Below are 19,661 nucleotides of genomic sequence, written 5' to 3'. Positions count from 1 at the left end.
CTTAGGGTATGCGCCAGCGCCTCACCTCGGTCGATCTGGGGCGGTGGGTTGATCCCGCCGAGGCATGGGCTGCGCTGTGCGAGGGTGCAGAGGCGGCGTTCTGGCTGGACAGCGGGCCGTCGGCCACGACCGGCATGAGTTATCTCGGAGTCGCGTCGGCCGTGACCACGGACTTCGACGGACCCGTGCTCGACTGGCTGCGCGACCAGCGGCGCGATGTCGACACGTCGGCAGCCTCCCACGGATTTCGCCTCGGTTGGGTCGGATGGCTCGGCTACGAGTTGCGCTCCGAGACGATGTCCACGCCCCGAACTCGACAGTCGCGGTATCCGGACGCAGCGTGGCTCCGCATCGATCGGTGCCTCGCGTTCGATCACGCCGCCCGCACCGTCTCCGTCTACGCCCTCGAGGGTGCGGAGAGTTACCGCCTTGGCGTACTCGAGGCCCTGGCATCCGCCAGCAAGCTGCCTGAGCCGCAGCATCCCGAGGCGACCACGGGCGTGCGCTGGGCCTACGACGACGAGACGTACCTCGACATGATCCGGGCGTGCCAGGCGGCGATCCGGGAGGGCGACGCGTACCAGTTGTGCCTCACGACCGAGGCGCGTGTCGAAGGAGAACGCCACCCGTTCGAGACCTACCGCGCTCTGCGCGAGCTGAGCCCGACCCACCACGGCGCACTCATCGTCGCCGGGGGAGTGGCGCTGCTCAGCGCATCCCCCGAGCAGTTCCTCTCGGTCACGCCGGAGGGGGTCGTCACGACGAGTCCCATCAAGGGCACGCGGCCCCGCGGCGCCACTGCCGAGGCCGACGACGAGCTGCGATTCGAGCTCGAGGCGAGCCAGAAGGAGCGCGCCGAGAACCTCATGATCGTCGACCTCATGCGCAATGACCTGGCTCGTGTGTGCGAGATCGGATCGGTGGATGTCACGAGCCTCCTGTCGGTCGAGAGCTACGCGCAGGTCCACCAGCTGGTCAGCACAGTGCGAGGCCACCTCCGGGAGGGACTGACCGCCATCGATGCCATCGAGGCGTGCTTCCCGGCCGGCTCGATGACAGGCGCGCCCAAACGGTCGGCGACGCTCATCCTCGACGGCCTGGAGCGGCGCGCGAGGGGCATCTACGCCGGCGCGTTCGGTTACCTCGGCCTCGACGGGGCGCTCGACCTCGCGATGGTCATCCGCTCGATCGTCATCGACGAGCACGGTTCAACGGTGGGAACAGGCGGGGGCATCACAGCGTTATCAGTACCAGAGGAGGAACTCGCCGAGGCGAAGCTCAAGGCGCGGGTACTCCTGCAGGTTTTGGGAGCGCAGCCCTGAGTCGAAGGTTCGATACCCTTGACTGTTCCCCGGCACACCTTCCCGGCAAACGAAGTGGACTTTTCTTTGACCCAGCACGACGACGCCCCCGAGTACGACTTCGCCGCCATCCAGGCCAAGTGGCAGCCCATCTGGGATGAGCTGAAGCCCTTCGCCACGGGCGACCCCGCAGACAACCGGCCCCGCAAGTACGTGCTCGACATGTTCCCGTACCCCTCAGGCGACCTGCACATGGGTCATGCGGAGGCGTACGCGCTCGGCGACGTCATCGCGCGCTACTGGCGGCAGCAGGGCTTCAACGTGCTCCACCCGATCGGTTGGGACTCCTTCGGTCTGCCCGCCGAGAACGCCGCCATCAAGCGCGGCATCGACCCGCGCGAGTGGACGTACGCGAACATCGACCAGCAGAAGTCGAGCATGAAGCGGTACGCGGCATCCTTCGACTGGGATCGTGTGCTCGCCACGAGCGACCCCGAGTACTACAAGTGGAACCAGTGGCTGTTCCTGAAGCTCTACGAGAAGGGCCTGGCCTACCGCAAGGCGAGCTGGGTCAACTGGTGCCCCAATGACCAGACCGTGCTCGCCAACGAGCAGGTCATCAACGGGCACTGCGAGCGATGCGACTTCCTCGTCGAGAAGAAGCAGCTGACGCAGTGGTACTTCAAGATCACCGACTACGCGGACCGCCTGCTCGACGACCTGAACCAGCTCGAGGGATCGTGGCCGGCGAAGGTCATCACGATGCAGCGCAACTGGATCGGCCGCTCCATCGGTGCCGACGTCGACTTCGAGATCGAGGGCACGGACCGCAAGGTCACCGTGTTCACGACGCGCCCCGACACGCTGTTCGGCGCGACCTTCATGGTCGTCGCGCCCGATTCCGACCTCGCCGCGGAGCTCGCGGCCGGGTCAACGCCCGACGTGCGGCAGGCCTTCGCGGACTACCTCACGAAGGTGCAGAAGAGCACCGAGATCGAGCGTCAGGATGCCACGCGCGAGAAGACCGGCATCCCGCTGGGCCGTTTCGCCATCAACCCCGTCAACGGTGAGCGCATCCCGGTGTGGACCGCGGACTACGTGCTGGCCGACTATGGTCACGGGGCAGTCATGGCCGTGCCAGCGCACGACCAGCGCGACCTCGACTTCGCCCTGAAGTTCGGTCTGCCCGTCAAGATGGTTGTCGACACGCTCGCGCCCGTCACGGGTGCCATCCCCGTCATCACCGAGGAGATGCTGGCCGAGGAGCCGCCGACGATCGACCCGGCAGTCACGGGCGTTGCGCTCAGTGGCGAGGGCCGCATGATCAACTCCGGGCCGCTGGACGGCCTCAGCAAGAGCAACGCGATCAAGCGCGTCATCGAGCTGCTCGAGAAGGCAGGAACGGGCCGCGCGGCCAAGACCTACCGCCTGCGCGACTGGCTGATCAGCCGCCAGCGCTACTGGGGCACCCCGATCCCGATCATCCATGGTGCCGACGGCGAGCTCATCCCCGTGCCCGAGGACCAGCTGCCCATAACACTGCCCCCGACCGAGGGTCTCGACCTCCAGCCGAAGGGCCAGTCGCCGCTCGGTGCCGCCCACGACTGGGTGACCGTGCCCGACCCGCGGGATGGCAGCCCGGCGCGCCGCGACCCAGACACGATGGACACGTTCGTGGACTCGTCGTGGTACTTCCTGCGCTTCCTCGACCCGAACGACGACACCAAGGCGTTCGACCCGAAGGAGGCCGAGAAGTGGGCCCCCGTCGACCAGTACGTCGGTGGCGTTACCCACGCGATCCTTCACCTGCTGTACGCGCGCTTCATCACCAAGGTGCTGTTCGACCTCGGCTACGTGAGCTTCACGGAGCCGTTCAGTGCACTGCTCAACCAGGGCCTGGTGCTCATGGACGGCTCGGCGATGTCGAAGAGCCGCGGCAACCTCGTGCGCCTCTCCGACCAGCTCGACGAGCACGGTGTCGATGCTGTGCGCCTCACGATGGCCTTCGCCGGCCCGCCCGAGGATGACATCGACTGGGCGGATGTCTCGCCCGCTGCTGCCTCCAAGTTCCTGGCGCGCGCGTGGCGTCTCTCCGGAGACGTGACGAGTGACCCGGGAGTCGTGTGGAAGACCGGGGATGTCGCGCTCCGCCGCCAGACGCACCGGCTCCTGCATGATGGACCGGGGCTCATCGAGAGTTTCAAGTTCAACGTGCTCGTTGCGCGCATCATGGAGCTCGTCAACGCCACCCGCAAGGCCATCGATAGTGGCCCCGGCGCTGCCGATGCCGCCGTGCGTGAGGCCACCGAGGTCATCACGGTCGCCCTGAGCCTCTTCGCGCCGTACGTGGCGGAGGAGATGTGGGAGCGCCTCGGCAAGGAGCCCACGGTGGCGCTGGCTGGCTGGCGCAAGGCCGACCCGACCCTCCTCATCGAGGAGACGGTGACCGCGATCATCCAGGTCGACGGCAAGGTGCGCGACAAGGCCGAGGTGAGTGCTCGCGTGACCCGCGAGGAGCTGGAGGCTATCGCCGACGCATCCCCGAATGTGAAGCGCGCGATCGGCGATCGCGAGATCGTCAACGTGATCGTCCGGCCGCCTCGTCTCGTCAACATCGCGACCCGCGCCAAGTAGTTCCACGTTTCGCAGAAACAGGGCGTCCCGCTGGGGCGCCCTGTTTAGCGTCGAGGGGTGGCTGACCTCCCCACTGAGCGCCAACGGCCGCTACCCACGGAACGACGAGCACGCCTGCGTATTGGGGCGGGTGCGGTGGTCGTGCTCCTCCTCGTGGGTCTCGGCTGCGCCGTGTTGGTTTCTGCGTTACTGCCGCGCACGAGTGCGAGCACGATTGTCGAGCCCGTGGAGACCGGGTCCGTTGTCCAGTCCCGGGCGACGATCCTCGTGCACGTGCTCGGGGCTGTCGTCTCGCCGGGGCTCTACGAGCTTCGTGAGGGGGATCGGGTCGTCGATGCCATTGCCCTTGCCGACGGACTCGCCGACGATGCCGACGACGCGGGCATCAACCTCGCGCGTCCGCTCTCCGACGGCGAGCAGCTCGTGGTCCCCGTCGTCGGAGCGGCACCGCCGGTGGGTCAGCCCGTGGGGGATGGCCGGGTCAATCTCAACACCGCGGATGCCGCTGCGCTCGATACTCTTCCCCGCGTCGGGCCGGCGCTGGCCGAACGCATCATCGCCTGGCGGGAGGCCAACGGTGGCTTTAGCTCGGTCGACGACCTGCTGGAGGTCTCGGGCATCGGTGATGCGACACTCGAGGGTCTTCGCGACCTGGTGACGGTGTGACGAGCGCCGCGGCCAGACCCGTCGGCATGGCCGAAGTCCGCGTCGTCGACCTACGGCTGGCGGTTCCCGTCGCCCTGGGATGGGTCACGACGGTCATCCTCGTCGGTGTTCCCGAGGCGCAGGTTGTGGCGGTACCGGTGCTGTGGGCGTTCGCCGCGGGAGCGGTCGCACTCACTCTCCGATTCCGTGTGCTGGGGGTGGTGGCTCTCGCGCTCGTCATCGCGGCGCTCTGCGCCACCGCGGTCGCGCTCCAGGCGCCGTCTCGAGCGCCGGCTGTGCTGGTCGAGGCCTCGGCGTCGGGTGGGAGAGTTCCGGTCGTCGTGCGGGCGACCAGCGTCATCACCCCCGATGCGCGGTCGTGGCAGGGCGTCGTGGTGTCGGCGAACGACGCCCCGATGGACGTCCCGGTCATCATCTTCGGCGGAGCTCCCGACCGCCGAACGGACATCGGCACGACGCTCACAGCCACGGTTCGGCTCGAGGCCACCGATGCGGGGGACCACAGCGCCTTCATCCTGTTCCCGGATGACGCGGCCGAGGCCATCCGCGACCCGCCCTGGTACCTGGAGTGGGCCAACCACCTCAGGCGCGGGTTCCTCGCGGCTGCGAGCAGCCTCCCCGGCCAGGGCGGCGACCTCCTCGCCGGTCTCGCCATCGGGGACACGACTGCTGTCGACCAGAGCCTGGGCGCCGCCATGAAGGCGAGTTCACTCACCCACCTCACGGCCGTCTCCGGCGCCAACTGCGCTATCGTCATCGGCCTCGTGCTCCTCGCGGGGGCCGCCATCGGCCTGCCTCGAGGAGCGCGAGTCGCGATCTCGCTCCTCGTGCTCGTGGGCTTCGTCATTCTCGTGACGCCCGAGCCGAGCGTGCTCCGGGCGGCGATGATGGCGGCGATCGTGCTGGTGCTGTTGGCGCTGGGGCGTCCAGTGCGGGGGCTCCCGGTGCTCTCGCTCGCCGTCTTCGCCCTGCTGCTCGTCGATCCTTGGCTGTCCCGCACCTACGGCTTCGCTCTCTCCGTGCTCGCGACCGCCGGGCTCCTGCTGCTCGCCTCACCCCTCGCGGAGCGTCTGGCCGCATGGATGCCGCGTCCCATCGCCTTCGGCATAGCCGTACCGACGGCGGCCCAACTCGCGTGCCAGCCGGTGATCGTCCTGCTGGACCCGACGCTCCCGACCTACGGCGTCGTGGCGAACATCCTCGCTGCCCCCGCCGCGCCTCTCGCCACGGTGGTGGGGCTGGCCGCGTGCCTGATACTCCCGGTGGTGCCGCCGGTCGGAGCCGCGCTCTGTTCTCTCGCGTGGGTCCCCGCCGCCTGGATCGCGGCGGTTGCCGGGTTCTTCGCCGGGATGCCAGGGGCCCGACTGCCGTGGATCGGCGGTCCGGTCGGTGTCGGTGCACTCATCGCGGTGAGTGGGGGAGTCGTGCTTCTCATACTCGCCCGGGGCACGACGCGACGAGTCACGGCCTTGGTACTTGCCCTCGGCATGGTCGCCTACGGCTCGAGTGTCGTCACGACGCGCGTGGTGGAGCTTCTGGGTCGTCCGGCAGGCTGGCAGGTCGCCGCGTGCGACATCGGCCAGGGCGATGCCGTGCTCTTTCGGAGCGGAGCCGAGACAGCTCTCGTCGACACCGGGCCCGACCCCGCGCGCCTCGGGGCGTGCCTCGACGATCTCGGGGTGGAACGCCTGGATCTTCTGGTTCTCACCCACTTCGATCACGATCACGTTGGGGGAGCGGATCGGGTCATCGGGAAGGTCGATCGCGTGCTCGTGGGGCCGAGTGGCGAACCGTCCGATGACGAACTCGTGCAGCGGTTCGAGGCTGCGGGAGCTCGTATCGATCACGCAAGCAGGGGACTCACAGGTCTTCTCGGCTCGTGGCGTTGGACCGTTCTGTGGCCTCCTGGCGGTTCGGGGAGGGCCGTCGAGCCCGGCAACCCTGCGAGCATCGTGACCAGTTTCGAGCCGGTGGGCGACTGCCCAGCGGGCTGTCTGAGCGCACTCATGCTGGGCGACCTCGGGGAGGACTCGCAGCGCAGGCTGGTGCCACTGGGGAGCCTGCCGCATCCGGACATCGTCGGGGTCGCCCACCATGGCTCGGCAGACCAGTACCCCGAGACCTACAGCAGGCTGGGGGCGACGATCGGTGTGATTGGCGTCGGTGCGGACAACGGGTACGGGCATCCGACCTCCGAAGCTCTGGGGATGCTCGCGGCCGCCGGAACCACGGTCGTGCGAACCGACACCGCTGGCCTCATCCTGATTGCTCCGGGCCCGGACGGCAGGGGTGTGGAGGTCTGGACCGCGAAGAGCCCAGAGGATGCCGCGCCCCCGGGCGATGACGGCACCCAGCGGTAGGCTCGACGTCGTGGCAGCCGCGAAGACCGTGATCCCCGTGCTCCAGTGGCACCAGGTGCGTCCGGCACCCGTCATCCTCATCACAGGTCCGGAGACATTCCTCGCCGACCGCGCGGGCCGCGCACTCCGTGACCTGCTCAAGGCCGAGGACCCGAGTCTCGAGGTCAGCGACGTCGGCGCCGACAGCTACCAGCCCGGCGAGCTCATGACCCTCGCGAGCCCCTCGCTGTTCGGCGAGCCCCGCCTCATCCGGGTGAGCAACGTCGAGAAGAGCACCGACGCCTTCCTCAGTGAGACCCTTGCCTACCTTGAGCACCCCGCGGATGACACCTACCTTGTGCTGCGGCACGGTGGCGGCGTCCGCGGCAAGAAGCTCCTCGACGCGCTCCGTGGCGGCCTGGGTGGCGGCATCGAGATCGCCTGCGCGGAGCTCAAGAAGGACACCGACAAGCAGGACTTCGTCTCGGCCGAGTTCGCAGCGGCCGGCCGCCGGATCACCGGATCTGGCATCCGCGCGCTCGTCTCCGCCTTCCAGGACGACCTCGCCGAGCTTGCCGCCGCGTGCCAGCAACTGCTGTCCGACTCCAGCGACGAGATCACCGAGGTCACCGTCGAGCGCTACTACTCGGGCCGCGTCGAGACGAACGCGTTCAAGGTGGCGGATGCCGCGATCGCCGGCCGGGAGGGCGAGGCGCTGGTGCTCCTGCGCCATGCGGTAGCGACCGGAGCCGACGCGGTGCCCATGGTCGCAGCATTTGCCGCCAAGATCCGCACGATGGCGAAGGTGTCCGGCACTCGTGGTGGGGGCGCGCCACTGGCGCAGAAGCTCGGCATGGCGCCATGGCAGCTCGACCGCGCGCGGCGCGACCTCCAGGGCTGGACCGACGAGGGGCTTGCCCACACGATCGAGGTCATCGCCGACACCGACGAGCAGGTCAAGGGCCTCGGTCGCGACCCGGTATACGCCCTGGAACGCATGATCGCCGTCATCGCGCGGCGCGGAGATCTATAACGATCGTCCGGCCGCTGCTGCGATGACGCGACGGGTGCCAGCTCGGCTGGCGAGGTATGCGGGCTCTAGTTAGAGCGCGGAGACCTGGCTGGCGATGGCCGACTTGCGGTTCGCTGCCTGGTTCTTGTGAATGACGCCCTTGCTGGCGGCCTTGTCGAGCTTCTTCGAGGCGAGCGCGAGGCTCGCGATCGCTGCGTCCTTGTCACCGGCGGCGATGGCCTCACGGGTGGCGCGAACGGCGCTCTTCACACCGCTCTTGACGGCCTTGTTGCGCTCCTGCGCCTTCTTGTTGGTGCCATTGCGCTTGATCTGCGACTTGATGTTTGCCACGTGCGTACCTTACGTAGTAGTTCAGGGAAATTATCTCGCGAGCTTCGCCATGCGAAACTGCGCGGAAGCCAAGGGTCAACGCTACCATCAAGCGCCGGTCGAGTCGAGCGCATCGAGGAGGACGCGCTCAAACTCATCGGGTCGCGTGAGGCTGACCATGTGAGTCGCCCCGCGAACGTGCACGAGGTGCGCGTTCGGCGCTGCAGCAGCATACCGCCGCTCCTCGAGGCGGAAGTGGTCGAGCGTTCCGTTCACGAGCCAGATCGGCTGCGCGATGCCACGGAGTGATCGCACGGGGTCCAGCTCGCGCAACTCGCGGAGCGCGTCATCCATCACCTCGAGGGCAACCCCGCCGCGAAGCACGTCGTCGGCCAGTTGCGGGTCGCGCACCGCCAGCCGTACCGCCCAGTCGTTGAGGCCGCGTCCGCGGTCGGGGAACGTGTGGATGATACGAGCCGCCGCCCGCCACGCGTCGAGCACCACGCGGTAGGGCCGTGTGCCGCAACTCGCGGCCAGCAGCCCGACGATCCGTTCGCGATGAGCCGCACCCAGATAGTGGATCGACAGGTACCCGCCGAGCGAGAACCCGCAGAGGAACACGGGGTGTGCTGCGCGAGCCACAGCCTCATCGATCGCCGCGATCGCGCGCTCGAGCGTGAAGCGCTCGTCCATCCGCGACCCGTGGCCCGGCAGGTCGACGGTGACGACCTCGTACCCGCGTTGCGACAGCAGTTCCCCCTGCCGGCGCCACATGGTCGCCGACGTGCGCAGGCCGTGCACGAGCACCACTGAGCGGGACATGCTTCCGAGGCTAATCGCCGTATTAGCGTTGGCCCATGCCCTCCCTCGCGCAGCACATCCTGTCGGTGCCGGCCAGCGGCATCCGTCGCATCCACGAGATCGCTCTCCGCCTCGACGACATCGTGATGCTCGCGGTGGGGGAGCCTGATGTGCCGATCGCTCCGCACATCGCCGAAGCCGCCAAAGCCGCGTGGGACGCCGACCTCACGAACTACACCGCTAACGGCGGCATCCCTCCACTCCGGGAGGCGCTCGTCGAGAAGCTCGCACGCATCAACGACATGACGGTGGACACGGAGCAGGTCTGGGTCACCGTCGGTGCGACCCAGGCCCTGCACCAGGCGATGGCCCTCACCCTGGGCGTCGGCGACGAGGTCCTCATTCCCGATCCCGGCTACACGACCTTCACCATGAATGCGCGCATGCTGAAAGCGGTACCGGTGCCGTACCCGCTGCGACCCGACGCAGGATTCATGCCGGATGTCGCGGAGCTCGAGCGTCTCGTCACCGATCGCACGCGTGTGCTCATCATCAACTCGCCGTCGAACCCGCTGGGCACGATCTTCCCGCGCGAACTCCTCGCCGAGCTCCTGGACTTCGCCCGCCGCCACGACCTCTGGATCATCAGTGACGAGGTCTACGAGGCGTTCACGTGGGCGGGAGATCACGTGAGTATCGCGAGCCTCGACGGGGACGACCGGGTGTTCAGCGTGTTTTCGCTGTCGAAGACCTACGCGATGACGGGCATCCGCATCGGCTACCTCGTCACTCCTCCCGGATTCGCGGCCACGATGCGCACAGTGCAGGAGGCGACGATCAGCTGTGCGAGCGCGCCGGGGCAGTACGCCGCTCTTGCCGCCGTGACCGGCGAGCAGGAGCATGTTGCGAGAGCTCGTGACCACTACCGCGGCAACCTTGCCGCGGCCACCGAGGTGCTGGATGCCCGTGGCATCCGCTATCTCGCCCCGGGTGGTGCCTTCTACCTCTGGATCGACGTCTCGGGTGTCGCCGGCGGAGATGTCGCGGAGTGGGCGGAGGGCTTCCTTCTCGACCAGCACGTGGCGGTCGCGCCCGGCAACGCGTTCGGTCGTTCTGGCGAGGGCTGGATTCGCATCTGCCTTGCTGCATCGAGGGAGGACGTCATCACGGGCGTCAGCCGCCTCCCGGAGGGATGCAGCGGCGCGTGATGCGCACGCGGTGAAGTGCACAGGCGGTCATCTCGTAAACTTGAGGACGGCCACCGAAGGCCGACATGAGAGGTATGCGGTGAGTCCGAAAGCAATCAAGGCGCTGGAGCCTGCGGCGACCGACCCCGCGAACATCCGCAATTTCTGCATCATCGCGCACATCGACCACGGCAAGTCGACCCTCGCCGACCGCATGCTGCAGGTCACGGGCGTTGTCGCCGATCGCGACATGCGCGCGCAATACCTCGACCGTATGGACATCGAGCGTGAGCGCGGCATCACCATCAAGTCGCAGGCCGTGCGCATGCCGTGGGCGCAGGGTGGCTCCACATACGCGCTCAACATGATCGACACTCCCGGCCACGTGGACTTCACCTACGAGGTGTCCCGCTCGCTGGCTGCCTGCGAGGGCGCGATCCTGCTCGTGGACGCCGCGCAGGGCATCGAGGCCCAGACCCTCGCGAACCTCTACCTGGCACTCGAGAACGACCTCACGATCATCCCCGTTCTCAACAAGATCGACCTCCCTGCCGCCGACCCAGAGAAGTACTCCCGCGAGCTCGCCCAGCTGATCGGCGGCAAGCCCGAGGACGTGTTGCGGGTGAGCGGTAAGACTGGCGTTGGTGTCGAGGCGCTCCTCGACCGCGTCGTCGACCTGATCCCCGCGCCGGTGGGCAAGAAGGATGCCCCGGCCCGCGCCATGATCTTCGACTCCGTGTACGACAGCTACCGCGGCGTCGTCACCTACGTGCGTATGGTCGACGGCCAGCTCAACCCGCGCGAGCGCATCCAGATGATGTCGACGCGTGCCACCCACGAGATCCTCGAGATCGGTGTCTCGTCGCCCGAGCCAACGCCCAGCAAGGGCCTCGGCGTCGGCGAGGTCGGGTACCTCATCACGGGTGTGAAGGACGTGCGCCAGTCGAAGGTCGGCGACACAGTCACGACCCTCGCCAAGCCGGCGACCGATGCACTGCCCGGTTACACCGAGCCGCTCCCCATGGTGTTCTCTGGCCTGTACCCGATCGATGGCAGTGATTATCCGGACCTGCGTGATGCCCTCGACAAGCTGAAGCTGTCGGATGCCGCGCTCAACTACGAGCCCGAGACATCCGTCGCTCTCGGCTTCGGTTTCCGCTGCGGGTTCCTCGGACTTCTCCACCTCGAGATCGTCACCGAGCGTCTCGAGCGCGAGTTCGGCCTGGACCTGATCACGACGGCGCCGTCGGTCATCTACGAGGTGACGACAGATGACAAGAAGACCGTGACTGTCACGAACCCGAGCGAGTTCCCGGGCGGCAAGATCGCGAGCGTGACCGAGCCCATCGTCAAGGCGTCGATCCTCGCGCCCAAGGACTACGTCGGGACCATCATGGAGCTCTGCCAGGGCCGCCGCGGCACCATGCAGGGCATGGACTACCTCGGTGAGGACCGTGTCGAGCTCCACTACACGATGCCGCTCGGCGAGATCGTCTTCGACTTCTTCGACAACCTGAAGAGCCGCACCCAGGGCTACGCGAGCCTCGACTACGAGCCCGCAGGTGACCAGGAGGCCGACCTCGTGAAGGTCGATATCCTCCTGCAGGGCGAGGCCGTCGACGCGTTCAGCGCGATCGTGCACCGTGACAAGGCCTACGCCTACGGCACGATGATGGCCGAGCGCCTACGCAAGCTCATCCCTCGCCAGCAGTTCGAGGTGCCCATCCAGGCTGCCATCGGCGCGCGCATCATCGCCCGCGAGAACATTCGCGCGATGCGCAAGGACGTTCTCGCCAAGTGCTACGGCGGTGACATCACCCGCAAGCGCAAGCTCCTCGAGAAGCAGAAGGAGGGCAAGAAGCGCATGAAGATGGTGGGTCGCGTCGAGGTGCCCCAGGAGGCCTTCATCGCAGCGCTCTCCGGTGACGTCGAGGAAAAGAAGAAGTAGCTCCGAGCGTGAGGTACCCGCAGACCCTGGGCCAGGTCCCGTGGCTGCGTCCGGCCGCGTTGATTCCTGGTGCTCTCTTCGTCTGGGGGGCAGTGGCTCTCTTTGTCGAGGACGGCTTCCCCTGGGACGCGCTCATGGGATTCGCCCTTCTCGCCACTGTCGGTGTCATCCTTTCCCTGAGGCTCTGGCGCATGTGCGTCATGCTTCACGAGAACCGGATAGTTGTCCGCGGGTTCTTCTGGAGCCGCACGATTCCACGTGAGCGAGTGTTGCGGGTTTCAAACTTCGGTTGGTTGATTTCTCGCACGAGGTCCGGACGGCCGTGGGCGACCCCGATTGCTGTTTTCTGGAACTTCGGCTCTGTCCCGCTGTGGTTCGAGTCGCACAACGCTGCAGCGCTGATCCGGATCAGTCGCTGGATCGAGCGTCGCGAGAACAGGCCGGCCCGGCACAGGGAGTTCGACTGACGTGACCTGGGGTCCTGTACTTCGATTGCTAGCGCTGCTGGCCGGGATCGCACTCCTGGTATTCGGCGTGTGGCTCGAGATCGAACTGTCGCATCGCGAACCGCGTCCGTACCAGCGCGGTCGGGGAGCGCCGTTTGCCTATGGGATTGCCCTGATCTCGCTGGCGTTCACACCGTCGGTGCGGGTCCGCCGTTCGCGCAGCGACGAGATCATGGCTCGAGCGCGACGCCAGCATGGGCTTGATCGGCGATTCCCGTGGCCCACCATCGTGTTCGTAGCGCTCACGCTGTCGGCGCTGGCCGTGGGCACGTGGATGCTGTGGCCCGTGATCGCGCGGTAGTTCGCGCGCCGTGCGGTGGATGCGATCCACCGCAGCTTGCGCGACGTGCCGCGCGAACGCGGCTACGCGTCGCGCCAGCTGTGCTTCGGCTCGTAGCCGAGCACCCTCCGTGCCTTCGCGATCGAGAGCATGGTGTCGTGCTCGCCGAGGTCGCCGCGCACCTCGACCCCGGGGAACACGTCGGCCACGAGTGACGCGTTGTCGCGCTCCATGACCGTGTCCGCCGCGGCGATGATGAAGACGCCGAATCCCGGGCGCGACAGCTCGAGCGCACGCAGCACGGCCTGGCCGCCATCGCGGCCGTCGATGTAACCCCAGAGGTTCCACTTACGGATGGATGCGTCATCCTGCCACGAGGCGAAGTCCGCGTAGTCCTCGGGCGACATCACGTTCGAGAAGCGCAGCGCCGTGATCGACAGCTCCGGGTCCCACCGCACGAGCTTGCGGGCGAGCTCCTCCTCGAGGTGCTTCGCAAGGGAGTACGTCGACTCGGGGCGCGTGTCGTACTCCTCGTCGACGGGGATATACGGCGGGGGAGTCTCGAACGGCAACCCGAGCACCGTCTCGCTCGAGGCGGTCACGATGCGTTTGATACCGGCGCGGCGGGCGGCCTGAAGCACGTTGTAGGTCGACAGCATGTTGTTGTGGAAGATCGCGGCATCCGGAGCCAGGCCCGGAGCCGGAATCGCGGCGAGGTGCACCACCGCGTCGAGGCCGCTGTGGCGGTCATCGAGGCCCTGCAGCACGTCGGCGACCTGGCCGTAGTCCGTGAGGTCAACGACGACGGATGTCTCGCTCCGCTCGGCCACGCGGTCGATCACGAGCACCTCGTGCCCGTTCTCTCGCAGGTGGGCGACGACGGCACGCCCGAGTTTTCCACTGCCTCCGGTGACGGCTATTCTCATCGCCCCAGTCTGACAGGGTGGCTGCGCGCGACCGACCACCGGCCCCGGGAAGCCATGGCAAGCCGGTTTCGGCTTAGTAACGAACTACTCACAGGTGCCATGTGATGATCTCCAAGAATCACTCAGGTCGCTAATGTTGAGGACCGGTGACGAGGATGTCGCCGCGCGATCGGGGATGGGAGGTGCACTGTGGAGGATTCTGAGTTGTGGAGTCAGCCGGTGACCTACGCCGCCGTCGGCGCGACACAGGCCGGTGACCTCCTCGCGTTCCCTCCCACGGGTTTCCGTCCAATGGTTCGCCGGGTGCGGATCGGCCACGGCGAACAGCGATTCGACTTCGCCTGGTCCGAGGCGCTCAGCTGGGGCATCCAGCGTCGCAGCGGCTTCGAGGTGCATGTCGCCGAGGCGCCGCCCGAGATCCGCGAGCAGACGTACGTGCCGCTCTCGTTCGACGAGGAGGGCAACCCCGTTGCCGCGCGCCCGATCGATCATTCGATGTTCGGGCCGGACGGCACGCCGTTCCTCGTGCCCGGCGACAGCGCGACTCTCGTCATCCCCGTCTTCGGTATCTCCGCGGTCAAGGCCCCCGCGCGGGTCGTCTACGTCATCGACGAGCCGACTCGCAAGGGCTTCGCGTACGGCACGCTGCCGGGGCATCCCGAGTCCGGCGAGGAGGCCTTCGTCGTCGAACTGATGCCGGATGGCTCCGTCTGGCTGACGATCACCGCCATTTCGAGGCCTTCCGCCTGGTTCTGGTGGATGTGCTACCCGATCCTCAAGATGTTCCAGGCGTTCTACACGAGGCGCTACCTGAGCTCACTCAGTGGGCCCCTCCCCACCTCGGTCAAGGTGGAGCCGGCCGAATAGCGGTCGCCTCGGCACCTGCTCGATCCCGGTCTGCGCGAGTCGCACTCTCGTTGTCCCGGAGAATGGGATGCATGAACCGGACTGTCCGCGCGTTCACCGCTGCCCTGATGCGGAGCCCTGCCCGGTTCGTGCTCCGACCCGTCATCACTCCTCTCGACCGTGCGATCTTCCGCATCTCAGGAGGCAGGTGGAAGCTCAGCGCCCCGATGATCCCCTCCCTCGTGCTCTACACGACGGGCGCCAAGTCCGGCCTCCGGCGGGAGGTGCCGCTCATGTGCTTCCCCAGGGACGACGGCACCTGGTTCATCGCTGGCAGCAACTTCGGCATGGAGAACCACCCGGCCTGGAGCACCAACCTGCTGGTGAACCCGGATGCCGAGGTCCACTACCGTCGTGAGCTGCTCCCGGTTCGAGCCGAACTGTTGGAGCCCACGGAGCGCGAAGCGGTGTGGCCGGAGCTCGAGGAGCAGTGGCCGAACTACCGCGACTACGAGAAGACGGCGCTGCGTGACATCCGAGTCTTCCGTCTGGTGCGACGCTGATGCCGGGCGCGCTGCCGCTCGGGGATCCGGCACCCCGCGACGGTTCGCTTCCCGCATCGGTCGCGGAGGGGGCGTCGGAACGGCGTTTCGGCGTCTACGTGCATGTGCCGTTCTGCCGAGTACGCTGCGGATACTGCGATTTCAACACCTACACGGCGGAGGAACTCAGGGGCACACGCCGCAGCGACTACGCCGAGCAGGCGCAGGCCGAGATCTCGCTGGCGCAGGCGGTCCTTGAGCGAGCGGGCCTCCCCTCGCGTGCACCGTCGACAGTGTTCTTCGGCGGAGGCACGCCGACCCTCCTCCCCGTGACGGATCTCGCCGCGATGCTGGCGGCCATCCGCGACTCGTGGGGCATGGAGCCGGATGCGGAGGTCACGACCGAGGCGAACCCGGACTCCGTCGATCTCGAGTACCTCCTCGCGTTGCGCGACGCCGGATTCACGCGCGTCTCGTTTGGCATGCAGTCCGCCGTGCCACACGTTCTAGCCACTCTCGAGCGCACGCACGATCCTGAGCGCATTCCGCTCGTCGTCGACTGGGCGCGTCAGGCAGGGCTCGATGTCTCACTCGACCTCATCTACGGCACGCCGGGGGAGTCGCTCGACGACTGGCGAGCGTCCCTCGAGCAGGCGATCGCGCAGAAGCCCGATCACCTCTCCGCCTACGCGCTCATCATCGAGGAGGGCACGAAACTCGCCTCGCAGATCCGCCGCGGACAGGTCGCGATGCCCGACGACGACCTGCAGGCCGACATGTACGAGCTCGCAGACGGGATGCTCGCCGAAGCGGGATACGACTGGTACGAGGTGTCCAACTGGAGCTCGGGCCCCGGGCACGAATCCCGCCACAACCTCGCGTACTGGCAGGGACAGGACTGGTGGGGTGTCGGACCGGGCGCCCACAGTCATATCGGCGGCGTGCGCTGGTGGAACGTCAAGCATCCCGCTGCGTACGCGGACCGTATCGCCATCGGCGATTCGCCCGCGGCAGGGCGGGAGACGCTGGATGCCTCGACGCGCTACCTCGAGGAGGTGCTCCTGGCATCCCGTATCCGCGATGGGCTCTCGATCGACCGCCTCGAGTCGAGCGCTCGTACCGCGGTGGCTGGTCTCATCGCGGACGGTCTCGTGGAGGGTGCCGCCGCCATCGCTGGGCGCCTCCAACTGACCCTCAGAGGTCGGCTCCTGGCCGACGCCGTCGTGCGACGGCTCACCGAGTAGTCGTCAGCTGACGAACTTGATGCTCAGCGGGTAGACGTAGGGCTGGCCAGCATTGGCGGCGATCGCGGCGATGATGCCGAACACGATGGTCGCGACCCACGCTGCAGCGAGCACGAGCAGCCCGACCAGGATCAGCGACGTGATGCCACCGACCGCGTAGGCGATCAGGATGGTCAGCTGGAAGTTGAGGGCAGTCGCGGTGTGGGCGCGGATGAACGGACCCCGGTCCTTCAGGACCAGGTAGCCGATGAGTGCGGGGAGGAACCCGAAGAGGATGCCTCCGATGTGGATGAGCGTGGCCCAGAGCTTCTCGTCGCTCGGGCTCATGGGCTGGACCGTCTGGTACGGGTTGGCGGGGGGCGGCGTGGTCTCGGACATGTGCCCATTAAAGCAACATGCCCGGCACCAGCGGTACCGGGCATGCGTGCGTCACGGCTACTTGATGAGGCGGATCGCGAAGGGGTAGCGGTAGCTGCCACCCTCGTTGACCTTCATGAAGCCGATGATCGAGAAGATGATCGACACGACTGCCGCCGCGAGCCAGATGAAGATGCCGATGAAGACGACGGACAGGATGCTGCCCGCGATGTAGCCGAAGAGGATCGTGATCTGGAAGTTCAGCGCTTCCTTGGCCTCGACGTTGGTCTTCTCACCGCGGTCCTTGAACACGAGCCAGATGATGAGCGAGGGAAGGAAACCGAGGATGCCGCCGAGGTGGGCGAACGACGCCCACTGCTTGTCCTCTGCGGGGGTGAGCGGCGCCGCGGGGGCGGGCGCTGCGGGGGGAGGAGTCTGGTCGGTCATGGCTATGTTGGCCTTTCCTGTGAAGAGGTTGTGTGCACAAGGTAGCGCCCCCACGCCCGGCGCTGCAACGATCCTGGCGCAATGCGGCGATACAATTGGCAGTCAGGTTCCCGGAGTGCCAACAGGAGGCGGTGAGATGGTTTCGGAGCGCGGTCTCGAGGTGTTGCGTGTCATCGTGCAGGACTACGTCGCCTCGCGCGAGCCTGTGGGCTCGAAGTCGATCGTCGATCGGCACTCCTTCGGCGTCTCCGCGGCGACGATCCGCAATGACATGGCCCTCCTCGAGGATGAGGAGCTCATCTCCGCCCCCCACACCTCCTCCGGCCGAGTTCCGACCGACAAGGGCTACCGGGTCTTCGTCAACCAGCTCGCAGATCTCCGACCCCTGTCCTCGGCTCAGCGTCACGCGATCGAGACGTTCCTCGGCCAGTCCAATGACCTCGACGACGTGCTGGCCCGCACGGTTCGTCTGCTCTCGCAGCTCACGAACCAGGTCGCACTCGTGCAGTACCCGTCGCTCGCGACATCCCGCGTACGTCATATCGAGTTGGTTCCCCTCACTCCGACGCGCATCATGACGGTGTTCATCACGGATTCCGGCCGGGTGGAGCAGCGTCTCGTCGACCTCTCCCGCCCCGTTGCCGAGACGGAACTCGCCGACCTGCGCACCCGCCTCAACTCGGTTCTGGTGGGGCTGGGGCTCACGGATGCCGCGGCCAGGCTGGCCACCCTCGCAGCCGACTATCCTCCCGAGCGTCGCCCCCTCGTCAGCGAGGTCACCACGAGCCTCGTCGAACAGGTGCTGGCCAACCGCCAGGACAAGCTGGTCATGGCGGGTGCGGCCAACCTGGCGCGTACCGAGGAGGACTTCTCCGGTTCCATCTACCCCGTGCTCGAGGCGATCGAGGAGCAGGTGACCCTGCTGAGGCTGTTCGGCGAGATACAGGTGGAGAGCGGCGGAGTGACGGCCAGCATCGGGCGCGAGAACGAGAGCTTCGGCCTGGAGGAGACCTCGGTGGTCACGAGCGAGTACTCGTCGTCGGGCGGCAGCATCGCGCGTCTCGGCGTGCTCGGGCCCACACGGATGGACTACTCCAACAACATGGCAGCGGTTCGCGCGGTAGCGCGCTACCTCTCGCGACTGCTCGACGAAGACTAGACAAGCGGAACGACGAAGAACGGACACAGTGGCAGACCATTACGAGGTGCTCGGCGTTGAACGTACAGCGAGCGCCGAGGAGATCAAGAAGGCTTATCGGCGGCTCGCACGGGAACTCCACCCCGACGTGAACCCGAGTGCCGAGGCATCCGAACGGTTCAAGCAGGTGACGCACGCCTATGACGTGCTCAGCGACCCCCAGGAACGCCAGCAGTACGACCTCGGTCCCCAGGCGGGATTCGGCGGCGCAGGGTTCGGCGGGTTCGGCGACATCTTCGAGACCTTCTTCGGTGCTGGGCAGCGCACGACCGGGCCCCGGTCCCGTCGTGAACGCGGCCAGGACGGCCTCGTGCGCGTGGAGGTGGATCTCGACGAGGTCATCTTCGGCACGAAGCGCGATCTCGAGGTCAACACCGCCGTCATCTGTCCGACCTGTGACGGTTCCTGCTGCGCGCCCGGTACCTCCCCGGTGCGCTGCGACATCTGCGGCGGCTCCGGGCAGATCCAGCGCACCATGCGCAGCCTCCTCGGCAACGTCGTCACCTCGAACCCCTGCGGCACCTGCCGTGGCTACGGCACCGTCATCCCCGAGCCATGCCCCACGTGTGCCGGCCAGGGGCGCGTGCGCGCAGCGCGCACGATTCCGGTCGACATCCCCGCGGGCGTCGACACCGGCCTGCGGCTACAGATGCCCGGCCAGGGCGAGGTCGGCCCGGCCGGTGGGCCCGCCGGCGACCTCTTCCTCGAGATCAAGGTGCGCCACCACGACACGTTCAGCCGCCAGGGTGACGACCTCCTGGCCACTGTCGAGGTGCAGATGACGGATGCCATCCTCGGTACTCACACGACCCTCAAGGGCCTCGACGGCGACATCGACTTCGAGGTCCGCCCTGGCACACAGAGTGCGGAGGTCATCACGGTCAAGGACCGTGGCGTCACGCGCCTGCGGGGGAGTGGCCGTGGCGACCTGCGGATCGGCATCCAGGTGGTCACGCCCACGAAGCTGAACTCGAAGGAGCAGGATCTGGTCCGCCAGCTCGCGGGCGCGCGCAAGCAGACTCCGCCCACCCTGTCGCACTTTCAGCAGGGTCTCTTCGCCAAGTTGCGCGACCGCTTCCTCGGTCTCTGAGCGTGAG

Annotated in this window: 19 protein-coding genes; 14 read left to right on the top strand and 5 right to left on the bottom strand. The window is 67.3% G+C overall.

Annotated features, from left to right (window positions below; translation table 11 throughout):
• Positions 1-8: 8 nt before the first annotated feature.
• The 5 genes from HDC94_RS10765 to holA all read left to right on the top strand — a co-directional run bounded on the left by HDC94_RS10765 (position 9) and on the right by holA (position 7,973).
• Complete coding sequence (locus HDC94_RS10765) at positions 9-1,322, top strand: anthranilate synthase component I family protein (RefSeq protein WP_179497428.1); 1,314 nt, start codon at positions 9-11, stop codon at positions 1,320-1,322.
• Between the two features lie 66 nt (positions 1,323-1,388).
• Positions 1,389-3,935, top strand: coding sequence for a leucine--tRNA ligase (leuS, locus tag HDC94_RS10760; RefSeq protein WP_179497427.1), 2,547 nt, complete (start codon positions 1,389-1,391; stop codon positions 3,933-3,935).
• A gap of 57 nt (positions 3,936-3,992) precedes the next feature.
• The gene (locus tag HDC94_RS10755) at positions 3,993-4,601 is read left to right on the top strand and encodes a ComEA family DNA-binding protein (RefSeq protein ID WP_308495704.1); all 609 of its coding nucleotides are present in this window, start codon (positions 3,993-3,995) and stop codon (positions 4,599-4,601) included.
• Positions 4,602-4,627: 26 nt separating this feature from the next.
• Positions 4,628-6,961 (top strand): ComEC/Rec2 family competence protein, encoded by a 2,334-nt coding sequence (locus HDC94_RS10750; RefSeq protein ID WP_179497425.1) that lies wholly within the window; start codon positions 4,628-4,630, stop codon positions 6,959-6,961.
• Complete coding sequence (gene holA, locus HDC94_RS10745; RefSeq protein WP_179499033.1) at positions 6,942-7,973, top strand: DNA polymerase III subunit delta; 1,032 nt, start codon at positions 6,942-6,944, stop codon at positions 7,971-7,973. The genes HDC94_RS10750 and holA overlap by 20 nt, the downstream gene beginning before the upstream one ends.
• Positions 7,974-8,042: 69 nt before the next feature.
• Here holA and rpsT read toward each other — a convergent pair whose 3' ends face one another.
• Both rpsT and HDC94_RS10735 read right to left on the bottom strand, forming a co-directional pair.
• On the bottom strand, positions 8,043-8,303 hold the full coding sequence (gene rpsT, locus HDC94_RS10740) for a 30S ribosomal protein S20 (RefSeq protein WP_179497423.1): 261 nt from the start codon (positions 8,301-8,303) through the stop codon (positions 8,043-8,045).
• A gap of 87 nt (positions 8,304-8,390) precedes the next feature.
• A complete protein-coding gene (locus HDC94_RS10735; RefSeq protein WP_179497421.1) occupies positions 8,391-9,104 on the bottom strand; it encodes an alpha/beta fold hydrolase in 714 nt (237 codons plus the stop codon).
• 35 nt (positions 9,105-9,139) lie between these two features.
• Here HDC94_RS10735 and HDC94_RS10730 point away from each other — a divergent pair, with 35 nt between their 5' ends.
• The 4 genes from HDC94_RS10730 (at position 9,140) to HDC94_RS10715 (ending at position 13,025) form a co-directional block, all read left to right on the top strand.
• Positions 9,140-10,291 carry a pyridoxal phosphate-dependent aminotransferase gene (locus HDC94_RS10730; RefSeq protein ID WP_179497419.1) on the top strand — a complete coding sequence of 384 codons (1,152 nt, stop codon included), beginning with the start codon at positions 9,140-9,142 and terminating at the stop codon, positions 10,289-10,291.
• 79 nt (positions 10,292-10,370) lie between these two features.
• A complete protein-coding gene (gene lepA / locus HDC94_RS10725; RefSeq protein WP_179497417.1) occupies positions 10,371-12,218 on the top strand; it encodes a translation elongation factor 4 in 1,848 nt (615 codons plus the stop codon).
• 8 nt (positions 12,219-12,226) lie between these two features.
• Complete coding sequence (locus HDC94_RS10720) at positions 12,227-12,685, top strand: hypothetical protein (RefSeq protein ID WP_179497415.1); 459 nt, start codon at positions 12,227-12,229, stop codon at positions 12,683-12,685.
• Position 12,686: 1 nt separating this feature from the next.
• Complete coding sequence (locus HDC94_RS10715) at positions 12,687-13,025, top strand: hypothetical protein (RefSeq protein WP_179497413.1); 339 nt, start codon at positions 12,687-12,689, stop codon at positions 13,023-13,025.
• Positions 13,026-13,087: 62 nt separating this feature from the next.
• Here the strand turns inward: HDC94_RS10715 and HDC94_RS10710 are convergent, their stop codons facing one another.
• The gene (locus tag HDC94_RS10710; protein WP_179497411.1) at positions 13,088-13,930 is read right to left on the bottom strand and encodes an NAD(P)-dependent oxidoreductase; all 843 of its coding nucleotides are present in this window, start codon (positions 13,928-13,930) and stop codon (positions 13,088-13,090) included.
• A 219-nt stretch (positions 13,931-14,149) separates the two neighbouring features.
• On the opposite strand from HDC94_RS10710, the gene HDC94_RS10705 reads away from it, so the two are divergent.
• The 3 genes from HDC94_RS10705 to hemW all read left to right on the top strand — a co-directional run bounded on the left by HDC94_RS10705 (position 14,150) and on the right by hemW (position 16,562).
• The gene (locus HDC94_RS10705; RefSeq protein WP_308495703.1) at positions 14,150-14,797 is read left to right on the top strand and encodes a DUF1990 domain-containing protein; all 648 of its coding nucleotides are present in this window, start codon (positions 14,150-14,152) and stop codon (positions 14,795-14,797) included.
• A gap of 71 nt (positions 14,798-14,868) precedes the next feature.
• Positions 14,869-15,339: a nitroreductase family deazaflavin-dependent oxidoreductase gene (locus HDC94_RS10700; protein ID WP_179497409.1), complete on the top strand. Its 471-nt coding sequence runs from the start codon at positions 14,869-14,871 to the stop codon at positions 15,337-15,339.
• Positions 15,339-16,562, top strand: coding sequence for a radical SAM family heme chaperone HemW (gene hemW / locus HDC94_RS10695; protein ID WP_179497407.1), 1,224 nt, complete (start codon positions 15,339-15,341; stop codon positions 16,560-16,562). The genes HDC94_RS10700 and hemW overlap by 1 nt, the downstream gene beginning before the upstream one ends.
• 3 nt (positions 16,563-16,565) lie before the next feature.
• On the opposite strand, the gene HDC94_RS10690 is transcribed toward hemW, so the two are convergent.
• Together HDC94_RS10690 and HDC94_RS10685 are read right to left on the bottom strand one after the other, a co-directional pair.
• Positions 16,566-16,940 (bottom strand): DUF4870 domain-containing protein, encoded by a 375-nt coding sequence (locus tag HDC94_RS10690; RefSeq protein ID WP_218870554.1) that lies wholly within the window; start codon positions 16,938-16,940, stop codon positions 16,566-16,568.
• 57 nt (positions 16,941-16,997) lie between these two features.
• A complete protein-coding gene (locus HDC94_RS10685; protein ID WP_179497405.1) occupies positions 16,998-17,366 on the bottom strand; it encodes a DUF4870 domain-containing protein in 369 nt (122 codons plus the stop codon).
• A 136-nt stretch (positions 17,367-17,502) separates the two neighbouring features.
• Here HDC94_RS10685 and hrcA point away from each other — a divergent pair, with 136 nt between their 5' ends.
• Both hrcA and dnaJ read left to right on the top strand, forming a co-directional pair.
• The gene (gene hrcA / locus HDC94_RS10680) at positions 17,503-18,525 is read left to right on the top strand and encodes a heat-inducible transcriptional repressor HrcA (RefSeq protein WP_179497403.1); all 1,023 of its coding nucleotides are present in this window, start codon (positions 17,503-17,505) and stop codon (positions 18,523-18,525) included.
• Between the two features lie 28 nt (positions 18,526-18,553).
• A complete protein-coding gene (gene dnaJ, locus HDC94_RS10675) occupies positions 18,554-19,654 on the top strand; it encodes a molecular chaperone DnaJ (protein WP_179497401.1) in 1,101 nt (366 codons plus the stop codon).
• Positions 19,655-19,661: the final 7 nt, after the last annotated feature.

It is taken from the genome of Leifsonia sp. AK011, from assembly GCF_013410945.1.
Lineage (GTDB): Bacteria > Actinomycetota > Actinomycetes > Actinomycetales > Microbacteriaceae > Rhodoglobus.
The sequence above is the reverse complement of the archived record's forward strand: the minus strand, read 5'-3'. Positions and strand labels throughout refer to the sequence as shown.